The 26,810-nt window shown below is 39.7% G+C and carries 25 protein-coding genes and 1 pseudogene; 12 read left to right on the plus strand and 14 right to left on the minus strand.

Translation table 11 applies throughout. The features are described 5' to 3' along the window. The first annotated feature begins 44 nt into the window (after positions 1 to 44). Positions 45 to 560, plus strand: a complete 516-nt coding sequence (locus AC5P2S_RS04880) for a Crp/Fnr family transcriptional regulator (RefSeq protein ID WP_494556432.1) — start codon at positions 45 to 47, stop codon at positions 558 to 560. Positions 561 to 615: 55 nt separating this feature from the next. Then, positions 616 to 1,167, plus strand: a complete 552-nt coding sequence (locus AC5P2S_RS04885) for a DinB family protein (protein WP_494556433.1) — start codon at positions 616 to 618, stop codon at positions 1,165 to 1,167. A gap of 1 nt (position 1,168) precedes the next feature. On the opposite strand, the gene AC5P2S_RS04890 is transcribed toward AC5P2S_RS04885, so the two are convergent. Then, complete coding sequence (locus tag AC5P2S_RS04890) at positions 1,169 to 2,758, minus strand: class I SAM-dependent methyltransferase (protein WP_494556434.1); 1,590 nt, start codon at positions 2,756 to 2,758, stop codon at positions 1,169 to 1,171. 153 nt (positions 2,759 to 2,911) lie between these two features. On the opposite strand from AC5P2S_RS04890, the pseudogene AC5P2S_RS04895 reads away from it, so the two are divergent. From AC5P2S_RS04895 to AC5P2S_RS04915, 5 genes and pseudogenes are all read left to right on the plus strand, one after another. Then, positions 2,912 to 3,088: pseudogene (locus AC5P2S_RS04895) on the plus strand (Ada metal-binding domain-containing protein); the annotation flags it as partial. Between the two features lie 54 nt (positions 3,089 to 3,142). After that, positions 3,143 to 3,934: a methylated-DNA--[protein]-cysteine S-methyltransferase gene (locus tag AC5P2S_RS04900; RefSeq protein WP_494557007.1), complete on the plus strand. Its 792-nt coding sequence runs from the start codon at positions 3,143 to 3,145 to the stop codon at positions 3,932 to 3,934. 103 nt (positions 3,935 to 4,037) lie between these two features. Beyond that, the gene (locus AC5P2S_RS04905) at positions 4,038 to 4,409 is read left to right on the plus strand and encodes a nuclear transport factor 2 family protein (RefSeq protein ID WP_494556435.1); all 372 of its coding nucleotides are present in this window, start codon (positions 4,038 to 4,040) and stop codon (positions 4,407 to 4,409) included. 28 nt (positions 4,410 to 4,437) lie between these two features. Next, on the plus strand, positions 4,438 to 4,968 hold the full coding sequence (locus AC5P2S_RS04910; protein ID WP_494556436.1) for a GNAT family N-acetyltransferase: 531 nt from the start codon (positions 4,438 to 4,440) through the stop codon (positions 4,966 to 4,968). Further along, on the plus strand, positions 4,965 to 5,327 hold the full coding sequence (locus tag AC5P2S_RS04915) for a cupin domain-containing protein (protein ID WP_494556437.1): 363 nt from the start codon (positions 4,965 to 4,967) through the stop codon (positions 5,325 to 5,327). Before AC5P2S_RS04910 ends, AC5P2S_RS04915 begins: the two co-directional genes overlap by 4 nt. A gap of 475 nt (positions 5,328 to 5,802) precedes the next feature. On the opposite strand, the gene AC5P2S_RS04920 is transcribed toward AC5P2S_RS04915, so the two are convergent. The 11 genes from AC5P2S_RS04920 to AC5P2S_RS04970 form a co-directional block, all read right to left on the minus strand. Then, positions 5,803 to 6,621, minus strand: a complete 819-nt coding sequence (locus AC5P2S_RS04920) for a glycosyltransferase family 2 protein (protein ID WP_494556438.1) — start codon at positions 6,619 to 6,621, stop codon at positions 5,803 to 5,805. 248 nt (positions 6,622 to 6,869) lie between these two features. Next, positions 6,870 to 7,091 (minus strand): hypothetical protein, encoded by a 222-nt coding sequence (locus AC5P2S_RS04925; protein ID WP_494556439.1) that lies wholly within the window; start codon positions 7,089 to 7,091, stop codon positions 6,870 to 6,872. 23 nt (positions 7,092 to 7,114) lie between these two features. Continuing rightward, positions 7,115 to 7,483, minus strand: coding sequence for a helix-turn-helix domain-containing protein (locus AC5P2S_RS04930; RefSeq protein WP_494556440.1), 369 nt, complete (start codon positions 7,481 to 7,483; stop codon positions 7,115 to 7,117). 36 nt (positions 7,484 to 7,519) lie between these two features. Continuing rightward, positions 7,520 to 7,855, minus strand: a complete 336-nt coding sequence (locus tag AC5P2S_RS04935) for a helix-turn-helix domain-containing protein (protein ID WP_494556441.1) — start codon at positions 7,853 to 7,855, stop codon at positions 7,520 to 7,522. Next, positions 7,831 to 8,259, minus strand: a complete 429-nt coding sequence (locus tag AC5P2S_RS04940) for a transposase (protein ID WP_494556442.1) — start codon at positions 8,257 to 8,259, stop codon at positions 7,831 to 7,833. The genes AC5P2S_RS04935 and AC5P2S_RS04940 overlap by 25 nt, the downstream gene beginning before the upstream one ends. Positions 8,260 to 8,627: 368 nt before the next feature. Then, entirely contained in the window at positions 8,628 to 9,146 is a 519-nt protein-coding gene (locus AC5P2S_RS04945; protein ID WP_494556443.1) for a phage tail-like protein, read from the minus strand. Between the two features lie 150 nt (positions 9,147 to 9,296). Next, on the minus strand, positions 9,297 to 10,493 hold the full coding sequence (locus tag AC5P2S_RS04950) for a hypothetical protein (RefSeq protein WP_494556444.1): 1,197 nt from the start codon (positions 10,491 to 10,493) through the stop codon (positions 9,297 to 9,299). A gap of 15 nt (positions 10,494 to 10,508) precedes the next feature. Next, positions 10,509 to 11,750: a hypothetical protein gene (locus tag AC5P2S_RS04955; protein WP_494556445.1), complete on the minus strand. Its 1,242-nt coding sequence runs from the start codon at positions 11,748 to 11,750 to the stop codon at positions 10,509 to 10,511. Between the two features lie 146 nt (positions 11,751 to 11,896). Beyond that, positions 11,897 to 15,247 (minus strand): DUF8696 domain-containing protein, encoded by a 3,351-nt coding sequence (locus tag AC5P2S_RS04960; RefSeq protein WP_494556446.1) that lies wholly within the window; start codon positions 15,245 to 15,247, stop codon positions 11,897 to 11,899. A gap of 327 nt (positions 15,248 to 15,574) precedes the next feature. Next, positions 15,575 to 16,306, minus strand: a complete 732-nt coding sequence (locus AC5P2S_RS04965; protein WP_494556447.1) for a DNA-binding domain-containing protein — start codon at positions 16,304 to 16,306, stop codon at positions 15,575 to 15,577. Positions 16,307 to 16,621: 315 nt separating this feature from the next. Continuing rightward, complete coding sequence (locus AC5P2S_RS04970) at positions 16,622 to 17,122, minus strand: hypothetical protein (RefSeq protein ID WP_494556448.1); 501 nt, start codon at positions 17,120 to 17,122, stop codon at positions 16,622 to 16,624. Positions 17,123 to 17,664: 542 nt separating this feature from the next. On the opposite strand from AC5P2S_RS04970, the gene AC5P2S_RS04975 reads away from it, so the two are divergent. After that, complete coding sequence (locus AC5P2S_RS04975; RefSeq protein WP_494556449.1) at positions 17,665 to 19,278, plus strand: AraC family transcriptional regulator; 1,614 nt, start codon at positions 17,665 to 17,667, stop codon at positions 19,276 to 19,278. A gap of 15 nt (positions 19,279 to 19,293) precedes the next feature. Here AC5P2S_RS04975 and AC5P2S_RS04980 read toward each other — a convergent pair whose 3' ends face one another. Together AC5P2S_RS04980 and AC5P2S_RS04985 are read right to left on the minus strand one after the other, a co-directional pair. Next, complete coding sequence (locus AC5P2S_RS04980) at positions 19,294 to 19,677, minus strand: DUF3037 domain-containing protein (protein WP_494556450.1); 384 nt, start codon at positions 19,675 to 19,677, stop codon at positions 19,294 to 19,296. Then, positions 19,655 to 20,443: a HipA family kinase gene (locus tag AC5P2S_RS04985; protein ID WP_283417625.1), complete on the minus strand. Its 789-nt coding sequence runs from the start codon at positions 20,441 to 20,443 to the stop codon at positions 19,655 to 19,657. Before AC5P2S_RS04985 ends, AC5P2S_RS04980 begins: the two co-directional genes overlap by 23 nt. 271 nt (positions 20,444 to 20,714) lie before the next feature. On the opposite strand from AC5P2S_RS04985, the gene AC5P2S_RS04990 reads away from it, so the two are divergent. The 4 genes from AC5P2S_RS04990 to AC5P2S_RS05005 all read left to right on the plus strand — a co-directional run bounded on the left by AC5P2S_RS04990 (position 20,715) and on the right by AC5P2S_RS05005 (position 26,804). Next, positions 20,715 to 24,509, plus strand: a complete 3,795-nt coding sequence (locus tag AC5P2S_RS04990; protein WP_494556451.1) for a choice-of-anchor J domain-containing protein — start codon at positions 20,715 to 20,717, stop codon at positions 24,507 to 24,509. A 426-nt stretch (positions 24,510 to 24,935) separates the two neighbouring features. After that, positions 24,936 to 25,871 carry an NAD(P)H-dependent flavin oxidoreductase gene (locus tag AC5P2S_RS04995; RefSeq protein WP_494557008.1) on the plus strand — a complete coding sequence of 312 codons (936 nt, stop codon included), beginning with the start codon at positions 24,936 to 24,938 and terminating at the stop codon, positions 25,869 to 25,871. A gap of 162 nt (positions 25,872 to 26,033) precedes the next feature. Continuing rightward, on the plus strand, positions 26,034 to 26,462 hold the full coding sequence (locus tag AC5P2S_RS05000; RefSeq protein WP_283417620.1) for a DUF4268 domain-containing protein: 429 nt from the start codon (positions 26,034 to 26,036) through the stop codon (positions 26,460 to 26,462). Between the two features lie 21 nt (positions 26,463 to 26,483). Next, the gene (locus tag AC5P2S_RS05005) at positions 26,484 to 26,804 is read left to right on the plus strand and encodes an Imm32 family immunity protein (protein ID WP_494556452.1); all 321 of its coding nucleotides are present in this window, start codon (positions 26,484 to 26,486) and stop codon (positions 26,802 to 26,804) included. The last annotated feature ends 6 nt before the right edge of the window (positions 26,805 to 26,810 follow it).

The raw sequence follows: 26,810 nt of genomic DNA on the forward strand, positions 1-26,810 counted from the left end.
ATAAAACCTCATATTTTTATGAGGTTTATTTTTTTTGAATAGCTATGATTCAGATTTTACTTGGGAATTTAGATTGGGAAATAAGAAAATTAAAACGAAATGAATTTCTCAAAACTTCCGGAACGATTGATACGAATGTCTATTTTGTAGAAGAGGGAAGTGTCCGGATTTTTATCGAAGATGAAAATGAGGAACGGATTATCAGGTTTGGTTATCAAGGCAATATTATTGTTTCGCTGGATTCATTTTTGTCCGGCAAACCTTCGGAATTTTATATCCAGGCGATTAAAGCTTCAACTGTCAAAATAGCTTCTAAAAAAGATTTTTATGAACTTATCAATTCCAGCAATGAGAATTTGAAACTTTGGAGTTCAATCCTGGAAGATCTGGTTTTACAGCAGATTGAACGCGAAAAAGATTTGTTGTACAGTTCTCCGAAAATCCGCTACGAAAGAGTCTTGAAAAGAAGTCCGAAATTATTTCAGGAGATCCCGAACAAGTACATTGCGAACTATCTCAGGATGTCGCCGGAAACATTATCGAGGTTGAAAAAATCTTGACTTCAATCAATCTTTTTATCAATGAAGTTTTAGACTTTTGTGAAAAATTTTGACGATGACAATTCCAATTATTCAATTACTTAACGAACTTAAAATCATTACAGAAAATAATATTGAATTTGCTGAATCTTTACAAAATGTAAGCACTGAAAATCTGAACTTCAGAACATCCGAAGACAGCTGGAGTGTTTTGGAATGTTTGGAACATCTTAATTTTTACGGTCAATTCTATCTTCCTGAAATCGAAAACCGAATCAATGAAAGTCGCTTTTCCGCAAAAAAGCCAGATTTCAAAAGTGGAATTTTGGGTAATTATTTTGCTAATATGATGCTTCCGAAAGAAAAGCTCAATAAGATGAAAACTATGAAAATGGCCAATCCGATTCATAAGAAATTGGACAAATCGGTTATTGGAGAATTTATCAATCAGCAAAATAAAATGCTCGAATTGCTGGAAAAAGCAAAAACCATTGATTTGGAAAAAACCAAAACTTCAATCAGCATTTCAAAGTTGATAAAGCTGAAATTAGGCGATACTTTTCGATTCGTTATTTACCACAATTTGAGACATGTCAGACAAGCCGAGAGTGTTGTGAAAAATATTTAAATTACCTTTTCAAAAGATTAATACTCACTGTGGCCAATTCAGAATCCGGGAATTTTTTGAAAAGATTGGTGTCCGGTTCTAGTCCTGATTCTTTACAAATCCTGTGAAATACATCGACTTCTACAATGTACTGATCAGAAAATCCGTGTGTGGCGTCATAAGCTGTTGCAGCTGTCAATCCCAGGTTTTTGGAAGTGATTTCCGGTGAAAGCGTATGCAGTTCAATTAACAACAGTCCGAATTTTTCTACATAAGGTGTCCATTTTTTGAGATGATTCAGAAGATTTTCCTCCACATCTTTGTTGGATAATCGTTTTCCACGGAACGCAAAAGCGCCGGTTGATGTGCTGATTCTATTGCTATTAGTTTCCAATACGTCTTCCCAAATCCTGTTGTGGTCAAGGAATGTCCTGATGTTTAACAAATCTCCTAATCCAATATTATAATCTGAATGTAAATCTTCCGCCAGCTGTTTCGGATTTCCAATGTCGCCCCAAATCACTTTTGCCCAGATGTCATTCTTGATAAGATTGGCTCTTGTCACTTTCAGCGCAGCCTGGTTATAATCTGCACCAACCAGAAACAAAGGATATTCTTCCAGGTGTTTTCCTCGCAGAGTCTGTCTTTCGATGATCTCGTAAAGATGTTGCAAAAGCGCTCCGTTTCCGCAGCCCATATCAAGGATTCCTTTCGGTTGTTCTTCCAAAGGACGATTGAAAATCTCGATGATAAACTCATCAATCACTTTGAAATAGGTCAGATGTGCGCCACCGCTTCCCCAGACATTCATTTCACGGTTCACATGGATCTCATCTTCGCCATCTTCTATTTCACGGATTTCAGACGCTTTCCCGAAAATCAATTGATTCAGTTTTGAGAACATCGGAAGATAAGAAACCGTTACGCCATAAGCCGTTGCGCGTCTTGCGAAAAATAATCCGGTTTCGGTGAACTGGAAGTTTTTCCCTTTCTTGGAAAACCAACCAAGTTCAGAAAGATAATCAAGGATTTTTCCAAAATATTCCGGGTTCTTATGGAATTCTTCTGCGCTGAAACTGGCCTCCATAAAGTACTTGTGGAACATTCCGCTCATTCCCAACTTGATGATGATTGGGCCGACTAATGCACCTTCGATATGTTTTTGAATTTGGTAATTCACAGAAGATTCGTCATCAATCTCATTCAGAAAAGATTTGTATTTCTCAAAAATCTGAATCCATTTTTTGCATAGATCTTCAGTCAATTCTTTTGAATTAATGACATCGTCATCTGCCAGGAAATCGGCCAAATCAACATAGATATTCTGATAAGAAAAAGCTTGTTCGGTTTTAGAATTCTTTGAGATTTTAATAATGTCGGATTGATTATCAAGCTGATAGTTCAAAAACCCCTGAGAAGCTAAAACACGTAAGGCCACATTCAGATAGCCTTCGTTAACTTCGAATTTTTTATTGATTTCGGAAAGTTCCAGATTGTCATTAGTTAAAATAAAATCCAAAACATTTTTCTTTGACAAAGCTGAAATCACTGGCGCTGTAACAATACCGTCCAAATGTCTGAAAATAGATTCACGAAGTTTTCTTTTGTCCATAAAACTGTTGATTTTCTGTTTTGGAAGATAAAAATTTTCCTTTAATATTGACAAAGAAAAAATACTTGTTCATTTTTCGGTTGTTGATTGGTTATTGAACATCTACATTTGTATCATTCAAGACAATCAATTATGGAATTGAGTAGCGAAATAATGTATCAGGCATCATTTGAAAAGGATCCCGAATTCGAAGGTGTTTTTTGGATGGGTGTGAAAACGACAGGGATTTTCTGTCGGCCGACTTGTACTGCAAGAAAGCCAAAGCCTGAAAATGTCGAGTTTTTTGACAGTGCAAGAGATGCTATTTTGAAAGGTTACAGACCTTGTAAAGTCTGCAAACCGCTGGAAAATCCTGACGAAACGCCAATTGAAATTCAAAAATTAATGGATGAATTATCTGCAGATCCAAGTTTGAAATTCAAAGACGTTGATTTGATTGAGCGTGGCTTACAGCCAGCGACCGTGAAACGCTGGTTTATAAAGCATCACGGGATGACTTTTCACGCTTTCCAAAGATCATTCAAAATCAATTCGGCTTTCAAGAAACTACAGCAAGGCGAGACTGTTCTGGATGTAGCTTTGGAAAATGGTTATGAAAGCTTAAGCGGGTTCAATGAAAGTTTCAGATCAATTATAGGAACTTCTCCTAAAAATTCGAAAATGGAAAAAATTGTTGACCTCAAAAGAATTGAAACACCTCTCGGAACAATGATTGCCTGCGCCAACGAAAACGGAATCTGTATGCTGGAATTCTCCGACAGAAAATCATTATCAAAAGAGTTTGAAGATATTTCGAAATATTTCAAAGCGAATATCATACAGGGCGAGAATCCTCACTTCAAAACTTTAGAAACAGAATTGGCAGAATATTTCGAAGGGAAAAGATTAGATTTTACAGTCCCTTTGGCACCGGTTGGTACCGATTTTCAGAAAAAAGTCTGGGAAATCCTCAGAACTATTCCTTACGGGACTACCAGAAGTTACCAGCAACAAGCCGATATTCTGGGCAATCCAAAAGCTGTGAGAGCTGTAGCCAACGCTAACGGACTTAATAAAATTTCGATTATTATCCCTTGTCATAGAGTGATTGGGACTAATGGAACCCTGACCGGTTATGGTGGTGGAATCTGGCGAAAGCAAAAGCTGTTGGAGTTGGAAAAAGCGATACTGTTTTAGAAGGTTTCGAGAATCTCAGCCTGACAATAATGTCTCGCAGATTAAACTGATTTTGCAGATTGATTAAAATCAGCTTAATTTGCTAAATCAGCAAGACCTTAAAATGAAAATTATAAAAGCAGAAGAATTAAAAAATATAGCCAACCTTTGGTTCAAGGCATTCAACGAGCAGAATTTAGATGATTTGCTTAGTCTGTATGATGAATCTGCACAGCATTATAGTCCGAAACTTAAAATCAGAGAACCCGACACAAAAGGTTTGATAAAAGGTAAAAATGCATTGAGGATCTGGTGGAAAGATTGCTTTGAAAGGCTTCCGACTTTGCAATATGAAGTTAATAAGCTGACTGCGGATTCTGAACAGGTTTTTATGGAATATACTAGAAAAGTGATGGGCGAGGAAGATATGAAAGTAGGAGAGGTTCTCGAAATTAAAGATGGGAAAATTATATGTTCAAGAGTCTATCATGGCTGATATTTTTTATCTTTGAAAAAAAACAGGAATGAGATTTTCTATCCAACCAACTTTAGAGAACGACTTTGTAAGATTAGTTCCCTTAGAAAAGGATGATTTTGAACCATTGTTTGCTGTTGCTTCTGACCCCAAGATTTGGGAACAACATCCCAACAAGGACCGGTATAAAAGAGAGGTATTTCAAAATTTCTTTCAAGGCGCGATGGAAAGCCGGGGCGCTTTCAAGATCATTGAGAAAAATACCGGAGAGATTGCCGGCAGTACAAGGTTCTACGATTACAATTCTGAAGACAATTCCATATTCATAGGCTATACTTTTTATGCGACAAAATTCTGGGGTTCCAAACTGAATCCTCAGGTCAAAAGGCTAATGCTGGATTACATCTTCCAGTTCGTAGATAAGGTCAAATTCCATGTTGGTAAAGATAATATCCGCTCTCAAAAAGCCATGGAAAAATTAGGAGCGAATAGAGTAGATGAGGTTAATGTTGCCTATTATGGCGAACCGGAAAAGCTGAATGTTGTTTTTGAAATTACTAAAGAAGATTATCAGATATGAAAAAGTACAGAATCCAAGCCAGTCCTTTTATTGTTCCCACAACCGACGGAAAGTTAATCGAGGAACATTGGGGTAATTCAACCAGAAATTCAGAGATCTCTATTGCTCATATGGTGGCACCGCCCAACTGGAGCGAACCGCATCAGACACCGGAGTTTGATGAGTTTACGTTGATAATATCCGGGAAAAAGCATTTTGAGATTGATGGTGATTCTGTCATTCTGGAAAAAGGACAAAGCATTATGATAGAAAAAGGAGCCAGAGTCCGTTATTCTAATCCGTTTTATGATCCTTGCGAATATATTGCTATATGTCTTCCTGCCTTTTCGATGGATCTGGTGAACAGGGAAGCGGATTGATAAATTGATGTACTTAATTACACTTTAGAAATATTGCTTAGTTTTATAAGGCACTTTTGGTAATTTTCTATTTGCCGTTTTGTCAGAAATCCCATTCTATAGTAGAAGATTCTTTTCCTTTTTTTAGTATTGATCGTTATTACGAGAAAAGAATTCATAAAGCCCTTTCTCATTTTACAGGACTCTATTTTATCAATAGGGACTTCCAGAACCGGGGTTACTTTTCTTTTTTGTAAAAATGGACGCCTGAGTTTTACAGATATGATATGTTCAGAAATATCTACCTCGGTAACTTTTAAAACCGATAACTTCCATACTATCATTACAAAAATCAGAAACAAAAGTATATATACAAGATTATTATTGACCTTAAATAAAACTTTTGCAGTACACAGAAAAACAATATCCAAAAACAATAGTAGTAAGAGGATATACATTGTTATTCTGATATTTTTTTTATTACTTAGTTTCATTTTTAAGAAAATATCCACCTCTGTAATTTCATTTTTGCTTTTCTCAGAAAGTGGTTTTGTTGTTTTAAAATAAATCCGGGGAGACAGGCAATCTCTTCTGTGTTTTTTCCATACAGCGATTGGATATTTCTTCTTTTTGCCGCATCCAGGATAACCTGATGCCAGTTTTTATAAAGCATTTCTTTCTTCGATTCATCCTGAGATATGCCTCTTTTATATTTCCTGTAAAAATACAGGGGCTCTTTTATGAATGTGAAATTACCGGTTTCATATAGCTTAAGGTATAGATCCTGGTCAACTGCTGAGCTAAGGTCGGGATTGATGCCGGACGTTTTCTCGTAAGCCGTCTTTTTAAAGCTAAAGAAATGGTTGACTTCAAAAAATATGTTGAAGAACTTTTGATCTCCATTTTTCACCGCTCCGGAGGATGGAAACATCTTAAGAGCCAGGTTATCTTCACAGAAAAAAAAGCGGGAGTAGACTGCTACGTTATCTCCGGCATGTTTTTTCAGACTGAGCTCTATGGCATTGTTTGCCAGGGCATCATCGGAATCCAGGAATCCGCAGACCTCACCCGAAGCCAGTTCCACACATCTTCTTTTTGTAAAACCAACGCCCTTGTTCTCCTTGTTTTTATACAGCCTGACCCTTGGATCATTTTGTGTCAGGGTTTTAATATTTTTAAAGGAATCATCCGTAGAACAGTCATCCACGATAATGACCTCAAAATCATCAAAGGATTGATTCAGGAGGCTTTGATAACAAGCCTTGAAATATTCGAAGTTGTTGTAATGGGCAATAAGAACTGAGAATTTTTTCATCGTGTGCTTTAAGAAGGAGTTAATTATTTCATCAAATCAATCCGTTTTTATTTTTTAATTTTCATTTGTTTTTACTGATATGGGATTTAAAAAGCAGCCGGATATGTAAACACTACTAAATCTCCGGCTGCAAACACTAAAATGATGTTATTTTGTATTGCTCTGCATCACAAACACTTTCTGCTGAACTCGCCGAGGCATCTGTTATTTAACAACTTCCTTTTTCGCCTGGGATGGCAAGCTGTTTTCTATAGTTTTCTTATATTGGACAGAATATATAGGGTGATTACTCTATCATCATTATCAAATTCTATAATTAATACCGTTTTCTTTCCGAGCCAGTAGTTGCTCAGGATATAAACCCATTCTTTTGAGTGACACAGTTTAGGACGACTATCAAGGTTTAACAGAACTTCCAGCTTGGACAGCCCGATAAATCTTTCCCGATCCTCTGTAATAATGTATTTCATATTATTATGGATTGGAATGAAGCTTAGCTTTTATACTGCTTACGGAAGTTACCCGGGGTCTGGCCCGTCCTGCTTTTGAAAAACTTTGAAAAGTTAGACGGGTCATACGTGAAGGTTCTTGCAATTGCAGCAATGGATACATCTGCTTTCAGTAGTATTTCCTTTGTCTTTTCTATGATTTTGAAATCGTAGAAATAACCGGGATGGTTCCCAAATTCGTGTTGGATAATATCTATAAGGTGCTTATGAGAAACTGCAAGCTCGGAAGCAATCTTGTTGAGCTCCATAAGATCAGTTGCTCTTGCAGCAACAACATCGTCTATATGCCGGTCCAGAAATGCTATATACTTCTCGGAGATTTCTTTACTCCTGCTCTTCTTTTGTTCTTCCATTCATATTGTGTTTTTTAGAATTCAATAGATTTGTAGTTATACTATAAACATCTTTTTCCATCTGGCTACTGAGTTGCGGCTAAGACCGAAATGCTTAGCCAGCTGGATATTATTAAGGTTATTCTTTTTCTGGTAGTCAAGAATATGGAGAATGTCCGACTTGTTGTAAGAACGGTATTTTTGACTGGACTTTTGAGATTCTCCGAAGATTCTTTTGTTCAGTTCCAGGATATCTATTACAGAAAGGTGTCTTTTGGTGAGCAGTCTTTGGCATTCCGATGTCTTTTCAGGATACTGCTTATCAAGTATATCCGAATAGATCAATTTGAAATCCGGTACTGCTTTTTTTATTCTTCGTGTTTTATGATCCATTTGTAGAGTGTCGTTTTGGGAATTTTGTAACGTTCTATCACCTCGTTTTTGGTCATTTCTTTAGAATTGATCCTTTGTAGTATGAAGTCGATTACTTCTTTGGTATAGATGTTCTTCCGGAACCTTGGTAGTTTTGCCTTACCCTGTTGCTGTTCTTTCTTTTTCTCAGCCGCAGAAGTAGGGGCATACAATATGAGATGCTGGGAATATAATCTGAAAAAATCATATTCCAGCAGCTTGCTCCATTTCAGCAGGATGTCTGTGGAGAGATCCTGTTGTTCATACATATTGTGCACGTCCTTCTCTGTGCAACTTAAAAAATTGCATATCCGTTCAATATCGGTATTGTTTTCCTCGACTCTGGTTTTTATCATCTCACCGATGTGGATGTCTTTGAAGTTCATATATGTATTTTGAATGTATTAGTTTAAGGTCTTCATTTGTAGCATCGGTACAATAATAATATCAAACTTGTCAATACTATCATTGGAGATCCTTCGACAAGCTCATGATGACATTACCTTGTCATGTTGAGCAGAGCGTTAGCGTCGTCGAAACATCTCTTTTTATGATCATCTTTCTTTTGTTAGAGATCCTTCGATTCCGCTACGGAACTACGTTCGCAAACTTCATTACAAGCTGTGCTTGCTCCTCATTTGTACTCAGGATGACAAGGCGTCTTGTCATGTTGAGCAGAGCGCAGCGTTGTCGAAACATCTCTTGTTTATGATAGGCGCTTCTTCTTCGGCTTCACCCAGGGTGACAATCCCTTCTATGGCTTCCAGAAGCTCCATACAGTTCCGTTATAGACTGCAAGCTGTTTTTTTGTGGTGTCATAGGCCATCATTCCCGGGGCAGGATTGATGATGTTCAGGTGTGGGCTTGCCACTCTTGGCAGGACCATGGCTTTATCGGTATCGGAAAGGACAAGGATGCCGGCGGTGCTGTTGGTTGCTCCGTCAGCGCCTATTACGGTTTTCGCATTTGCCAGTTCTGTTTTTGTGGATTGTATGGACAGATCAGCCTGTCCGGTTGTATCTACAGAAAGGTCAAACCAGCTTCCGTCTTTCAGATATTTTACCTTATGATCTGTGGCATCATAGATGATGGATCCGTTTTCTGTGATGGCTGTTTTGTTCTCTATATAGGGCAGGATGAGCCCTTTGTTCTCAGCATCGGTAAACTCCAGAGATACGGAGGTATTGGTAACCGATTGTTTTCCTATTGCGATCTGAGATTTTGTTGCAATTGCAGTGACCAGCATTGCAAATATTAGAATGTTACTTTTCATATTGTGTGTGTTTTTATGTCTTTTACAGGACGGTTTTGTTTGTTTTTTTCAATTATTTTAGCTCAGGATGACGGTGTTGTACTTGTCTTATTTTAAGCAACCGGATGATCAAAGATTAAACTCCGGTTGCTCAAAAAAGCATAAAGAACCTTAGGTAGTTTTAGCTTTAATCACAGGAGCTGTAGTTCCTGCCGGACATGGAATCACCGTTACCTGAGCCACATTGTTTGATGTTGTTGAACAGGTACCACCATTAGTCGCCACAACATAGTAATAGAATGTTCCCAATACATTGGTTGGTGGCGTATATGTCGAAGAATTGGCTCCCGGGATAAGCGTTCCCCCAGTATTACTGCTTGTAGTATTGCTGTACCATTGGTATGATGTGGCATTTGTAGCTGTAGCTGTAAGGTTGGTAGCTGTGCCATTGTTTACAACCGTCTGCGTAGCAGGGGCTACAGATACTGACGTAGGATTGGCAGTAACTGTTATACTACTCCCAGCCGGATAATAGCATGATGAAGCCGTGTTATAATAATAAGGCGTATAAGTATCTGCTGCCACAGGATTGCTTCCTGAAACAACTGCCGAAGAATTAAGCCATCTTAATTCCATGCCTGAAGGTGTTGCACTTACTACATAGGGCGCCAAAGCAGAAGTTACCGTTCCCGATACATTTGATAAACAAAGGCTAGATGGTGGGTTTACATTTGGTACCGGAGAAACATACAAGTTAGGGTTGTCCAGATATACATTGGTTTGTCCGTTAGTATTCCATACATACAGTTTAATCTGGTATGTTTTGGAAGGTCTCATCAGGTAGTTAACGTTCGTAAGGATATTAGGGTCTGAAGGGGTAATTGCCTTATCAGCAGCAATCTGTATTTCGGTACCAGTATCAGGATCTACAACTACAAGCCTGGTTGTGAAGTTAAGATTGTTCTGATTAGTTGCTGCCAATGGGGCTGCATAGTAATTCTGAAGTTTCATCAATGGGGCATTAGCTGCCATTGTAAAACTGAACGAAGCATATTTGGTAGCAGAAAAAGAACTTCCTACACCGGAAATCGTATAGTAACTTACACTAGTGCCTCCATTCAACGTTGTCCCATTAAGAGCAGTACCATTGGTTGCACTACCCCAGGTGACATTAGAAATATTGGTAGAAGAATAGTAGGGAGATAAAATACTCGATTGTGGGGTATTAGCATATCTATTACTGGAAGTATCTCCCCAATATGCGGCAATATTACCCGGAGTAGTGGCAACAGGACAAAAGTTCTGGGCTACTACACATCCTGATATTAATAGGATAAAGAGGGATGATATTTTGATATATGTTTTCATGATAGAAAATTATTTTTAGTTAATAGCAGGTCCCGTTGTACCAGCGGCACAACAAGGGGTTATAGTTACTGTTACCGCAGAGCTCACCGGACTATAACAATCATTTGTACTGTCATAATAATAAGCATAATAGGTACCTGCTGTGGCAGCCGTTGGAGTGGTATAAACCGAACCGGAATGAGTATTGTTGGTGAACCATACCAATGATGCTCCGCTAGGTACAGTTCCGGTATGGAGGCTGTTAAGATTTGCAGTAGATGCAGGACAAGTGTTACTTAATGTTGTAGCACTTAATGACGGTGCAGTTGTACCGGCATCGCAAGGACTGAGAGATACTCCAACTGTAAATACATCTCCATTATGAACTGAGGCTCCACTACCACCATTCCAATCAACAGGATTTCCGGCAATTAAACTGTTGTCCATTGCAATCAGATAAATCCGGAAGGATACCTGCGTAAGATTCGTACCGTTTACCCTCACAGAACCGCTCATTGCACCGCTGCCGGTAGTATTACCGTATTGGCTGGCACCATTGATGATGGATGTTGTGGTAGGTATAGTAAATTCTGTTGAACCGGAGAGCCTCGTAAGACTTGTTCCCGAAGTCATAAGTTCAAATTCCGTTGAGCAAAGAAATGGATTTCCCGAAGATGTATTATTGCCGGCTCCTAACCCTGCAAAGTGAAAGATAGGATTATTAACGGATTTGTTAAAAGTAACTATAAGATCGGCGAATTGATATCTTACTTTCGTGCTGGTGGTAGGCAAAGCAGAATTTGACTCATATAGAGGTCTAACAGAAGTAAAAATCTCAACATTCCGGTTTGCTGCAACATCAATTCCTGTTCCTGTTGTCGGATTTGCAGATGTAAAATTGGTATTGCTTGGACTTCCAATGCTATTTATCAGCGGAAATAATGCTGATGCAACTGGTGCTGAGGAACTTACTGAAGTTGTTCCTCCGAACATGACTCCAACCCCTGGGGATGGAATCATTGTCCTTTGTTGATTGGTAAGAGAAAAAGTAGCTGTAGTAACCGGAGTAAATGCTGCAAAAGTATTACCTGCTGGGTTATTGGTGTTATTTTGAAAAGTAATAACCTGGTTAGCGATCGTGGGACCATTGCCGGCAGGATTACCTGCACCAGCTGCAAATTCCAGAGCAGGGGTCTGAGCGGAAACAAAGCATCCAAAAGCAATACTTGAAAGAAGAAGTATTTTTTTGAAAGAGAAATTAATCAAATTATTATACATTTTATTCATCTTTTGTTTTATACATTTTAGTTATTGTGAGATACTTCGGCTGTTCCGCTACGCTTCACGCTCAGGACGACAGGGGTAAGCTTTCATTGGCATCGGTTGTCATGTTGAGCAGAGCGCAGCGGCGCCGAAACATCTTTTTAGTTATCCGGGCAGGTTTGTGTCGTTATACAATACCATCCGAACGAAACGCCGTTATCCTTTGATGTGTATATCTTCAGACATTTGTTGGTGGTGTCATACACCATCATTCCTTCCACAAAATTGGCAGCTGCAATACTCACCGGATTTCCTGATGCGTCAAAAGCTACTCTGTTAGGTACAAAAGCCTTTGTTTTGGCTTCCAGTGCGATGTGTCCGCCTTTTCTTGTCATTGGCCAGTTGTCTGCAGTTGTTGCTCCGGCTCTTCCCAATGCGGAGATACCTACTTTGGTGTCTAATACTGTTCCTGCTGTTATACCTGGTTTGTAACAGTATGGTTGTGTACAGACAGAGTCTGTTCCTACCAGTACCGGTGTCCCTACAGGAGAGTAGCAGTTGTTAACAGGATCATAGAAGAATGGGAAATAGATACCATCCGAAACCGCAGTCGGATTACTTACCAGAGTCCCATTCACACGGTTATCGGTAGTGTACCATACCAATGTACTCCCTGCTGGCGGTGCAGTTTGTGGCAAGCTTGTAAGATCTACTGTAGGATAATTACAGCAGCTGTTGGAAACTACTACAAGCTTGTTGCCCGGGCTGTAGCAGTTGTTTGTAGCATCATAATAATATACCCAATAGTTTGTAGGACTAGAGGTTGCCATTACTGTCGTGCTGCTCAGAAGTGTTGCAGCTGATGGCGTGGCAGAGTTGTGCCATTGTGTTGTTGTACCCGCCGGAGCAGCCGGGATGCTGATCCATGTATTCAGATCGACAGAAACAGGATCTGCTGAGCTACAGGTTGCACAAGGGTTAATGGTTACTGTCACAGCATTGGAGGCTGGTGAGTAACAACTGCTGGAAGCACTGTAATAAAATGCATAATAAGTTCCTGCTCCCACGGCTGTAGGTGTAGCTACTGCATTGTTATGTGCTGCATCTGTAAACCATTGCAAGGCAGCATTGGCTGGTACTGCCCCTGTAAATGCCTGGGTATTAAGGTTCACGGCAGATGCAGGACAGTTATTTGATACCGCAGAGTTTACGTTAGGGGCATTAGGAACTGCCGCACATGGTGTTACTATTACCTGTACTGCTGCCGAAGGTGTACTACAGCTTCCATTACCTGCAACAACATAATAATATGTTGTTCCGGCAATATTGGTTGGCGGGGTATAGTTGGCGGAAGTTGCTCCCGGGATCAATGTCCCACCTGTGTTATTATTAGCGGTATTCCTGTACCATTGATATGTGGTTGCTCCCGTGGCAGTCGCTGTAAGATTGGTTGGAACCGCATTGTAGGCTACGGTCTGTGTAGCAGGCGTCGCAGTAACGGATGAAGGCGCTGCAGTAACGTTGATATCCACCTGATCCGAGCTTACACAGGTTCCTGTCGTTATCGTCCAGGTAAAAGTATAGGTTCCGGAGTATGTAAGATTGGTTACCCCACTGTTATATTGTGTAGGTGCTGTGATTACAGGATCCGGTGCTCCGGAAGGTTTGGAAGTAAGTGTCCATTGTCCCGTACTACCTTGTGTTCCGGGATCGTTTCCATTGAGGGTAGCAGATGTGGAACACGTAATGCTTTGATCCGAACCTGCATTGGCATTGATCTGTGGTGATACGAATATAGAAAACTGACTCTGTAAAGAAGTTCCAGAGCAGGCGTATTCTTTGTCTAGAAATTGACTTGGAGATGGTCCCTGGGCTGAACCAGCGAATACCTTAAATACATATTCTCCTGCTGTGGTAAGATTTCCAAAGTCTGCTGTTGTATCGGTAAAATCATGTGGCCCAAACGTTGGTGTTCCCGATCCTGCCGGTTTTGAAACTACACTAAAGTGGTATCGCGCGTTAAAACCCTGGAAATAACTGCTGTTTACAACTCCTTTATAGACAGCTGGCAAATTGACTGTTGCTGATACTATGCCGCTGCCAGGATAGCATACCGTAACATTATTAATGCTGACAGCCGGTCTGGCTCCGTCGGATATATGAATAAAATATTCTTGAGTACCACTAACACAAGTTCCATTGCTAGTAGAGACGTTAAACTTATAAGTTCCCACTCGCCAGCCTCCTGCTGGTGGTGTTGCTGTAACAGTTCGCGTAGCGGTACCCGCTCCTGCAGTCGCAATGGTTGGAGACCCTCCCGGCGGAATGATGCCAGAAGATGAAACAGAAGAGGTATTCGTTACTGGATCCGCTGGGTCAAGTGTAAAACGAAATATGATAGGTGTTGTGCTGCCTGCCATACCGCATTGTACTTCTCCACCACTCCCGGTAGTACTATAAATCATCATCTGCTCAGGATCAGAAGCTACTAGAAAAGATACTGCATTAGGACGAATACCATTGTTAGTATAAGTAATCTCAGGTGTTGTGTAAGTACCGGAAGAATTTGTAATTGTTAATGTGAATTTATATATTCCTGGTGTATTAGCTCCGGTAAAGAACAGAATACCGTCAAAAATTTTATCATAGGCAATATTACCGCCTGCTGGCTGGCTATTAACATTCATTGTGATGGTTGTTCCATAGGTCGGATTACCTGCCGCTCCTGGGTACGAAGTCCCAAATATAGGAGAGGTAGCACTCAAATAGATATAAGTGTTATCAGTTGCACCTACACAAACAGAGGAATTTGGAACTATGATCTGTGGATTAGGGATAAAACGCACAATAGCTGTGTCCTCATACCAGCAGTTAGGATTATTAGTAGATGTAATCCTAAGTGTTACCACATAAGCAGGATCTTCACGGTGGATCGTTTTCTGGATAAGATTAAAAGTAGTCACAGCTGATGTAGGTGATCCAAAGGTTGAATTAGTATTGACTGTCGCATTGGATCTTTCACGTTGATAAATATTATACGCTGACCATTGCGCAGTATATCCAGCAGGTACAACACCATTAAGTGTCACTGTTCCTGTTGTTGCATTCACATTAGTAATGTCCGGACCTGCTGTAAACGTAGAAGCATCTCCCGGCGCGGTAATGGTGACCTGTGAGGTGCCGCTGCCGGAGCTGCAGTTTTGTGCTATCTGGAACACATAGTTGCCGGGGAAGGTCATCCCCGTTACATTAGGTGTATAGGAATTGATGTTACTGATAACGGGGTCAGGTGCGCCTGCCGGCTTGGATACAAGCGTCCAGGTGGGATTTCCAACCGTAGTGCCCGATGCGCTGCCCTGAAGGGTATAGGATGTACCGCATATCGTGGCATTACCCCCGGCATTAACGGTGCAGCTCTGTGCATAGAGCATCCTGTTGCCCAGAAACAGCAAGAGAACAAGCAATAGGTTTTTTGCCTGTTTTGTTGTTAGTTTAGTAGTGTTTTTTTTCATTATGCATTTGTTGTTTATTATTTAATCGTTTTTGTAGAGATCCTTCGACAGGCTCAGGATGACAGAGTTGAGATCCTTCGGCTATGCTCAGAATGACATCGTTGAAGATACTTTGGCTATGCTCAGGATGACATGATTTTGTCATGCTGACGACGGAAGCATCTTTTGTCATGTTGAGCAGAGCGCTAGCGGCGCCGAAACATCTCTTTTTAACAGACATCTTTTTTTTCACTGCCCGTAAGCGACGGACGTCGTTGGGGATCGATGATGCACGTCACAGGCTGTCGAAGATGGACGACGCTGGTTGCCAGCGTCGCCCGTCGTGTGTTATGATACGGTGAGCACTTTTTCAAATGCTGCCGTTCTTGGTTCTTTCAATAAGGTGCTACCGGATTGTTGCGTCACAATCTCAAGCTTGTAGGTTCCGGCAGGCAGGGTAGGGATGATAACGATAAGCTCCGAAGGATTGTTCACCACCACGTCGGTTTCTTCTACTTTTGTTCTTGTATTGGTATCTGTGCTTACGAAGTAGATACCATTCTCTGGGTTATCTCCGCCTACTTTTATTTTGGTTCCTGATATTTTCAGGTTTCGCCCCGGTGTCAGCAAGTCGTTGATGTTGCCGCTTTTCACATCTGTTACCTGCAGGATTGCTGATGAGGCATCTGCCACCCCAAGGATATTGATCTCTATATTTGGTATTTCTGCTCTCAGCTTTTCTCCCTGGTTGAACTGGAAAAGGATGCTGTGCTTTTCACTGTTGAAAGTCTCAGAAGGACTGTCAAATACCCCGCGGATCTGTGTATTTGCCGTGAAATATCCTGTGTTTACAGAAAAGCCGTCGCATAGCTGGTAAGCCATTTCTTTCAGGAAAAGCTCCGTCGCATGCTCCATGGCAGAGGCGGAAATGTCTGCGCCTCCACGGTTTACCGCAGATTCACAGATTTGTTTTACAGAAAGGGAACGCTCACTTACCGTGCGTGCAATGAAATCGTTCGGGTTATCTTTGGTAAGCTGGTTATCATACAGATAAGCTTTGATTTTGTGTAGTATCACCATTTGTTTAAATTTTAATTGTTAATTTTTTGTCTTTTATGTTTTTTTTTGATCCTTCGGCTGCGCTTTGCTTCGCTCAGGATGACAGCGTTGAGATCCTTCGGCAAGCTTAGGATGACATGATTTGTCATATTGGGCGAAACGCAGTGAAGTCTAAACATCTCTTGTTCTGATGATTGTCTTCTCTTTGTTAGAGATCCTTCGACTGCACTCAGGATGACAGGTTGTTTGTTATGCTGACGAAGGAAGCATCTTTGTCATGTTGAGCAGAGCGTAGAGGCTCCAAACATCTTTTTTCAACAAGACAGCTCGGGGAATTTAAAGGCTTATGGGTGGAGGACGCTGGAGATTGCATCCTAAAAACAGATTGTTACCGGGAGGTCTCAGGTAAGCCGGAATCAATATCATAAGCAATATTAATATCACACTGATGGCGATGATGTTGATTACTCTGCCGATATATTTGAAGCTGATATTAGAAGTGATGGATAATTGCTTGTTATAAGGGGTATTTGTACTCCAGGTGTGCTTAGAGTCATTTGGAGAAACAGTCTCAACAGGAGCAGGGGATGTAGGTTGGGATGATGCGGCTGTTTTATGTTCAGCTTTAGGCTTCTCTGTAATCGTTTTAAGGGGCTTACTCTTTGGTTGCTGTATATCGGCTGCATCTGTATGGATGATTTCTGCACCTGATATATTTGTGTCCTCTGCAACGACTAGTGCTGCCCCGTCCGATATATAGATCTTACCGGATTGTGCCTGGCCTTCTTCCTGGCTGCCGGCGTATGCTTCTTCCGGCTTGCATGCAGCATATGACATAGTGGTTGCAAATATAAAGATGGCCAGAAAACAAAAATATCTCCCGCTTATCATAAGAGGAGATATAGTGTTCTTTTTTCTGATCATTTGCGTTTTCACCATCTGTACTTTTAGTTAAATACTTATAAATAATAACCGACCATATATATAAGGTGCACTTACTATAGATCCATCATCATTATCAATTCGTGTTATTTACGATTGCAATTAGTAAATATCAAATGGTGTGACCAGTTCTACACTAATAGTAATCGATGACAATATTAAGGTGAACAGTTCTTTTCAACAAGAATTAGATTTGGTGATTTCCGAATTGTCTCACATATTATTCGTGTTATGTAGTGAATTTTACAAATAAGTATTATTGATTATCAGTTGTTTATGTATTTGTGTTTATTTTAACTGTTGTAAAGTGAACTTTTAACCTGTACATGTAGAGGTTGGTCTTTTTTCTGAATTTATACATTAAATTTGCAAGCGATCCTCAGATGTTATTATGATTAAAAAAATAAATTATGATACTTAACAAAAACACACATTTTATGAAAAAATTATTTTACTCTTTTATTCTCATTTTTTGCTTCCATAGTATGTTTGCAGAAAACATAAAGGAGCCTGATCATCTACCACAAACTGAAAAACAAATCATTGACCGCTATGATAAAATCGAGATGGATGATAAGGAAGAGGCCAATATTGATGAAATAAAAAAACTATATGAGCAGTCTAAAAAGCTGAACTTTTCCGAAGGAATCCTTAGGGGGTTAATAATACAGCAACAGGTTGCAGCAACGCAAAAAAACTATACCCTTTCCGCGAAATATGGAAATGATGCAGAGGCTATTGCTGAACAAGTGCAAAATTATAAAGTATTAAGTAAGATCAGTAAGCTTAGAGGGTATATTGATATGATGCTGGATAAATATCCTGAAGCTGAGGTTCACCTCAAGACATCGATAAGCTATGCGGAAAAAATTGAAAATAAAGCGGATAAGCATATTGCTCTTTGCAGCATATACATGAATCTTGCTGGAATGTATGAAGGGCTTGATAAGCCTGAAAAAGTACTGGAAAGCCTGAAAAAAAGCTTGCACTATATAGAAACAATACCCGTAGATGACTTAGACGAATATCAAAAAAACACATACTATTATCTGTACATTAACGGGTTGCAGAGTATGGGCGGTTATTATATCATTCGTAAACCACAAGATCTTGATCGTGCCGAGCTCTATTTTAAAAAGGTTTTGAATTTTCAGAACACGGCACCGGAATATTTCAAAGGACATGAAATGGATATCTATTTATCTCTGGGTGGCTTATATCATGATAAAGGAGAGTATCAAAAGTCGCTGGACTATTCTTTCAAATTTCTTGAAGCTGAGAAAACACAAAAAGATCCGGTATCCAGATGGAAAGTTTACAATACCATTAAAGATGATTATAAATTTTTGAAAAATACAGATGAAGAAATCAAATATATGCGATTGGCTACTGCTCTGAATGACAGTCTTACTTATGCGGAGAAAAAAGCCATTATATCCCTTTCAAGAGACCAGATAAAAAAATCCGATAATAAAAACAGTCTTTTTCTTGAAAAAATTATAGCTGGAAGCGCAAGCATAATTCTTGTTATTATCATTGGATTCTGGGTATTGATCAATAAAAAAAATAAACTGCATCGCAAAAAATATGAAGAGCTGATTGATAAAATAAATAGTAAAAAAGATACTTCTGCTCCTCTTAGCACGTCATCCGGTAAAATTGAAAATAATGATACAAGATCTACCATTGTACCGGAAACGGCGAAAGCCCTGCTTCAGAAGCTGGAGAAATTTGAAGCATCGGAAAAATACCTTAAGAAAGAAGCTAATCTTACATGGCTTGCCCATAACCTCAATACCAATACCAAATACCTCTCGGAGATTATCAGGATCTACAGAGGTAAAAACTTCTCAAACTACATCAACGGATTACGAATCAACTACATTGTCCATAAGTTGTACAACGAACCCAAATACAGGGATTATAAAATAAGCCACCTTGTTGAAGAAAGCGGATTTGTCACCTATAAGGTTTTTGTAATTGCCTTTAAAAATGAACATGGTGTAACACCTTCTTATTTTATCGAAAAACTGAAACAGGAAAATATGTAATCTGCGTTTGGTAGGTTACAGAACCAATTCTTCAAATAACCTGTCAAATGTTCTCTCCAGGTCTTTACTTGAGCCCGGATGAGGTCTTGAGGTCTGTATAATGCTGCTTTTTACAGCTGTTAACCAGCGGAAACGTTCCGGAATATCAAGCTGGGAAATAGAACCGGCGGATGGTTCGCCTTTTGCGATCTTTTCAAAAGATTCAAGATGTTTACGTACCTCCTCATATTCCGTTTTGGAATGTAACAGCCTGAATTTATCCTCACAAAGATGGATCTTAACTTTAATAAACTTCTCTTTTTTCGAGAACATAATTAATCCGACGTTGAAGAATTCTTCACGTTCAGGTTTTGGAACCAGACGGATTACAGCATATTCATATAACTTTTGCTCTTGCATTTTTGGCTTCATTTAAAAAGTTATCAGAATGTTCCAGTCTTATCATAAGGAATCTATAATAGACTTCTTTGATCTCTTCAGGTGACAATTCGGTGTCGTTCCAATGCAGCCAGTCTGTCGGGATCAATTCTACAATTTCTCTCAGTATCTCTGGGGTGAGAATAGATTTGAATCTCATATTGACATCATCTAACTCAGAGGCTTGGGGAAGCAATACGTGATCTTTTATCATTACAAAAGGACTCACGGCATTCTTCTCCCAATTATCCCAGGAATGATGAAAATATAAGGATGCGCCATTGTCAATCAGCCAAAGTTCTTTGTGCCAGATCAACATATTGGTGTTGCGAAATGTTCTGTCGATATTGGTAAGGAATGCATCCAGCCAGACAATCTCAGAAGACAGTTTTGAATCGATTTTCACTGCGCCCGGATCATAAGTGATGGCACCGGAAAGATAATGTAAAGCCAGATTGAGCCCGCAGCTGGCTTTTAGAAGATCCTGAATCTCTTCATCGGCTTCACTTCGTCCAAAGTCTTCAGATAAATTTGCAAACACTAATTCTGGAATTCTGAATCCTAAAACTTGTGCGATTTTCCCGCCAATCAACTCAGAGATCAACGCTTTTACGCCATGACCTGCACCACGAAATTTCAGTACATATTTGAAATCGTCATCTGCTTCTGCTAACGCCGGTAGAGAGCCGCCTTCCCGCAAAGGAAGGATGTACCGTGTAACGGTAACTGTTCTTAGAGATAAGTCCAATTTATAATTTTTTGTAAAAATAGGTATTTGGAAAGAAAAAGAGTGCTATCTGCAAAATGTTAACATTTATCAATTCGAAATATAAATGCCTTTCTAATGCGTATTTGATATTAATATGTGATTAAGTATAAATACGTAATCTTTATTTTTTGTTGTTGTTTAATTTATTTGTGTTAAAAAATAAGTTATATTTGTGAATGGAATGATTGTATATGCTGTTATTGTTGAATTTATTTTAAAACTACTATGAATAACCTCAAAAATAATATATATGAGAAATTTTTACCTAAAAATTTGTATTCTCTTAATTATGTTTTGGGCGAAATTGAGTTTTGCCCAAGCCTTTACAGAGAATTTTGACAATGTTGCCACACTCACCGCGAGTGGTTGGTATCAGCAGAATAATAGTTCTACAATTGGAACCAATCCTAATTGGATTCAAGGTGTACCCACTCCCACAGGTCCTTTCGATTCTTATAATGGTGCAGCAAACTCGTACATTTGTACAAATTATAACTCAACAACCGGCAATAATACGATCAGTAACTGGCTCGTCGCACCGAACAGAACTTTGCGGAACGGAGATGTCTTTACGTTTTATACCAGAATACCAACCCCAGCCCCGACAGAATATCCTGATCGCCTTGAAGTTCGTATGAGTACAAATGGAGCCAGTGTAAATGTTGGAACAGGTCCAACCGGACTTGGAGATTTTACAACATTGCTGTTAAGCGTAAATCCAAACTTGACAACAGGAGTTTATCCGAAGGTGTGGACGCAGTTTACTATTACAATTTCCGGTTTGCCTGCGCCTACATCGGGACGTATAGCATTCAGGTATTTTGTAACAAGTGGAGGCCCAACTGGAACAAATTCAGATTATATAGGAATAGATAATGTGGTTTACACGCCTTATGTTTGTCCGGCGTTTACTATGACACCTGGTGGAGCTTTAACAGCTGGTGCTGCGGGCAGTCCTTACAGTAAAACGCTTACGCAGACAGGGGCTTTAGGAACTCCTAGTTTTGCCATTACAGCAGGTGCACTTCCTCCGGGATTAACTTTATCTTCCTCAGGAACTATTTCGGGAACACCGACTGCTACAGGGACATTTAATTTTACTGCGACGGTGAGTGATGCCAGTGGATGCTCAGGTTCTCAGAATTATTCTATTACTGTACTATGTCCGTCAAACCCGATTACTATAGCTAATTTTCCAACACTTTGTAGTAATAGTGGATTATATACTTTGACAGAAGCTTCTCCCGCAGGCGGGACATATAGTGGAACGGGAGTGAGTGGAGGCAAATTTGATCCGGCTGCAGGTACGCAAACTATTACTTACGATTATACAGATGCTTATGGATGTGCGCATTCCATGAGTAAAACTATAACAGTTAATCCTGAACAAAATATTACATCCCAGCCAAGTGCCAGCACAATTTGTGCAGGTGCTAATACCACATTCAGTGCTACAGCTAACAATGCTACAGGGTACCAATGGCAGGTTAATACTGGTTCAGGCTTTACAAATGTCAGCAACACTGCACCATATTCCGGAGCAACGACGGCTACGCTGACTATTACAGGAGCGACTGCCGCAATGAACGGTTATGTTTATCGTGTAGTAATTTCAGGCTCTACGGGATGCGATCCTAAAAATTCAAACAGTGTAGCCTTAACAGTTAATTCTGCTCCGTCAATTACGACTCAACCGATTGCAAGTACGATCTGTGCGGGTTCTAATACGACATTTACCGCTTCTGCAAGCAATGCCACCGGTTATCAATGGCAGGTTGATTCAGGCTCCGGCTTTACGAATATCAGCAACACAGCACCATATTCCGGAGCAACGACAGCTACGTTGACTATTACCGGGGCAACAGCTGACTTGAATGGTAATGTATATCGAGTTGTGGTAACAGGATTGTGTACACCGGTTGCAACTTCAAACAATGCAGCCTTAACAGTTAATTCTGCTCCGGTAATTACGACCCAACCGATTGCAAGTACGATCTGTGCGGGTTCTAATACGACATTTACCGCTTCTGCAAGCAATGCCACCGGTTATCAATGGCAGGTTGATTCAGGCTCCGGCTTTACGAATATCAGCAACACAGCACCATATTCCGGGGCAACAACAGCTACGTTGACTATTACCGGCGCAACAGCTGGCTTGAATGGTAATGTATATCGAGTTGTGGTAACAGGATTGTGTACACCGGTTGCAACTTCAAACAATGCAGCCTTAACAGTTAATTCTGCTCCGGTAATTACGACCCAACCGATTGCAAGTACGATCTGTGCGGGTTCTAATACGACATTTACCGCTTCTGCAAGCAATGCCACCGGTTATCAATGGCAGGTTGATTCAGGCTCCGGCTTTACGAATATCAGCAACACAGCACCATATTCCGGAGCAACGACAGCTACGTTGACTATTACCGGGGCAACAGCTGGCTTGAATGGTAATGTGTATCGAGTTGTGGTAACAGGATTGTGTACACCAGTTGCAACTTCAAACAATGCAGCCTTAACAGTTAATTCTGCTCCGTCAATTACGACCCAGCCGAGTGCAAGTACGATCTGTGCGGGTTCTAATACGACATTTACTGCTGCCGCAAGCAATGCTACCGGTTATCAATGGCAGGTTGATTCAGGCTCCGGCTTTACGAATATCAGCAACACCGCACCATATTCCGGAGCAACGACAGCAACGTTGACTATTACAGGCGCAACAGCTGGCTTGAATGGTTATGTATATCGGGTTGTGGTAACAGGATTGTGTACACCGACTGCAACTTCAAACAATGCAGCCTTGACCGTTAATTCTGCTCCGTCAATTACGACCCAACCGATTGCAAGTACGATCTGTGCAGGTTCTAATACGACATTTACCGCTGCTGCAAGCAATGCCACCGGTTATCAATGGCAGGTTGATTCAGGCTCCGGCTTTACGAATATCAGCAACACAGCACCATATTCCGGGGCAACAACAGCTACGTTGACTATTACCGGCGCAACAGCTGTCTTGAATGGTTATTTGTATCGAGTTGTGGTAACAGGATTGTGTACACCGACTGCAACTTCAAACAGTGTAGCCCTGACCGTATCATCAGTAAGTGGTTCGACAACCAAAACTGATGTTACTTGTAATGGAAGCTCTAATGGAACGATAACCCTTACACCTTCTGGTGGCGTATCTCCTTACACTTTTGTTTGGAATGATGGGGCAGATACTCAAAATAGAACAGGTCTTGCAGCAGGAACTTATACGGTAACTATAAAAGATGTTAATGGTTGTACAGGATCTGCTTCTGTAACGATTACGGAGCCAGATGCATTGGTTGCTACGGCAGGAGCGCAAACTAATGTTGCTTGTAATGGTAGCGCGACGGGTTCAGCAACAGTTAATGTTACTGGAGGAACAGGTAATTATACTTACAGCTGGAATACAACACCGGAACAGACAGGGATGACGGCAACAGGATTGGCTGCAGGAACTTATATTGTAACGGTGAAAGATGCCAACCAGTGTCAGACAACACAATCATTTACAATTACAGAAGCAGAAGCGGTAATTGCTCCTACAGGTGCGGCAACACAAAGCTTCAATGCCGGAGATACACTAAGTGTTTTAGTTGCTAATGGTCAGAATATCAAATGGTATGCAACAGCAGGTGATGCAACCAATCATATTAATAATTTACCAATGAGTACTTTGATTGTTAATAATACGACTTATTATGCAACGCAAACTGTTGGCGGATGCGAATCTAAAACATCATTAGCAGTTTTAGCCTGGAATGAAGATATGGGTGTGATAAATAATGATGGTAAGACCAAAATCCAAATTTATCCAAATCCGGTTAAAGAAGTCTTACACTTCGGTGGCGAAGAGAAAATCAATAAGATTGTAATTATGTCAATTGATGGTAAGAAAGTCTCAGAGAAAACAATGTATGGCGAAAGGAAACTGAATGTTCATACTTTGATACAAGGTACTTATCTGATTAATATCTTTACAGATAAAGGTATTCAAACCATTAAGTTTATCAAAAACTAAAACTTAAATTATAATTCTATAAGAGCCATCACAAATTTGTGATGGCTTTTTGTTTTTATGATATTCAGAACAAAAACCAACGCTTTCATAACATTTTTAACGAAGTGGTCAAAGAAGATTATATATTTGAATTTGATGAAAAATGCTATTAATAGTTTAAAAAAAATCAGAAACTGCATTTGTTTATCTTTGTTATTATGAGAATATATTCTAGTTTTTTCCTGCTTTTTCTGGTGATTTTTTGTTCCGGACAAAATGCTTTTCACGTATTGCGTAAAGAACTTGGTAAAAAGATTCAAAATTCGGATTATACATCTGCTTTGGACTTCCCGTTTTTTTATTCTCAATCCGAATCGCTATTTTTGGAAAAAATATAAAATGTCCAGTTTCATAGATTTTGGAATCGCTCAAAAACAATACAACAGAATGAATAGAATCACGCAGCTTTTCGGAACAAAATATCCAATCATTCAAGGTGGAATGATCTGGCATTCCGGATGGCGACTGGCTTCGGCGGTTTCTAATAATGGCGGATTGGGATTGATTGGTTCGGCGAGTATGTATCCCGACATTCTGAGAGAAAATATCAGAAAATGTAAAACGGCGACGGATAAACCTTTCGGAGTGAATGTCGCTTTGCTTTACCCGAATCTTGAAGAGATCATCAACATTATTTTGGAAGAAGGCGTAAAAATCGTTTTTACATCGGCTGGCAATCCGAAAACTTATACCGAAACTTTGAAAAAAGAAGGCATCAAAGTCGCTCACGTTGTATCGAGTGTGAAGTTTGCCATAAAATGTCAGGAAACTGGAGTTGATGCGGTTGTAGCAGAAGGTTTTGAAGCTGGCGGACATAACGGACGAGATGAAACGACAACACTTTGTTTGATCCCGAATGTCAGGAAACATATCGATATTCCTTTGATTGCTGCGGGAGGAATTGGTTTAGGAAGCCAGATGAGGGCAGCAATGACTTTGGGTGCTGACGGCGTTCAGATCGGTTCCCGTTTTGCAGCAACAGTCGAAGCAAGTTCTCACGAGAATTTCAAAAATAAAATCGTTGAACTGAAAGAAGGTGATACGCAATTAACATTAAAGGAATTAGCGCCGGTTCGATTAGTTAAAAATAAATTCTTTCACGACTTAGAAAATCTTTACGAAACGGGCAGAAATATCGAAGCTCTGAAAGAAACGCTCGGAAGAGCCCGTGCAAAACGCGGAATGTTCGAAGGTGATTTGGTAGAAGGCGAATTGGAAATCGGACAGGTTTCTGCTTTGATAGATGAGATTCTTCCTGTTGAAAAAGTCTTCGAAAACTTAATTAAGGAATTTAATGAAGCAAAAGTAGATTTGACTTTGTAAGAAATAAGATAAAAGTAAAAAAAATAAAGTTTAAATGGCTTTCCTTCGACAAGCTCAAGATAAACTAAATCTAGCCTGACAAGCTTTAACATTAGATCAAAAAAGAGAAGCAGCGAATTGCTCGTCTTTTATAATCATCATTAATCATTTATAATTAACCACGTGTTTTCCAAACAAGAAGCTCAAAAATTGAAAACAGAATTCTGGACGGCTTTCGGGAAGGCTTTTCCGAGAAAATGGCTGTTGTATGATACCAAAATCAAGGATTTTTCTTTCAAATTTTATGCAGATAACAAAAAAGCTGAGGTTTCGATTGATATCGAGATGAAAGATGAACTGTTCAGAAATGCTTATTACGAGAAGATTTGGTCTTTGGAATCAATCCTCGAAGATTTTATTGGTGGATTTACAAAAGATGAATTTTATGCTTTGGACAACGGGAAAATCATCAGCAGAATTTGGGTTGAGAAAACCGGAGTCAGCATTTTCAACAAACAAACCTGGCCAGATATCTTCGAGTTTTTTGTTGAGAAAATGGATGGTTTTGAACGGTTCTTTTATGAATATGAGGATTTTATAAAAGATGTTTAATTCATTAAAATTTTAATAGGGATGAAATATAACACAAACAAAGGAAATGAAATTAAAGGTCATTTAGATATTTTTAGTTATCAAATTATTGACGAGAATCAAAGGAAAATAATGATTCACGGTAATCCGGAAGGATTAAGAAGCTTTGCAAAATTATTGTTAGAAGTTGCAGATTTGGATCAAGAAGAAGTTGATAATAGATATTTACCAATTGGAGCAAGAGAACATTATCACCTGAGACCAGAAATAGAATTATCAAAAAGTTCTGACGAAGTAATAGTTGGGAGACTTGATGCTAAAGGAACGGGAGATTTCTATGATAGGTATGAAGCTAAAGATTAATTAAAT

The sequence above is a fragment of the Epilithonimonas sp. 33E genome, assembly GCF_059372615.1.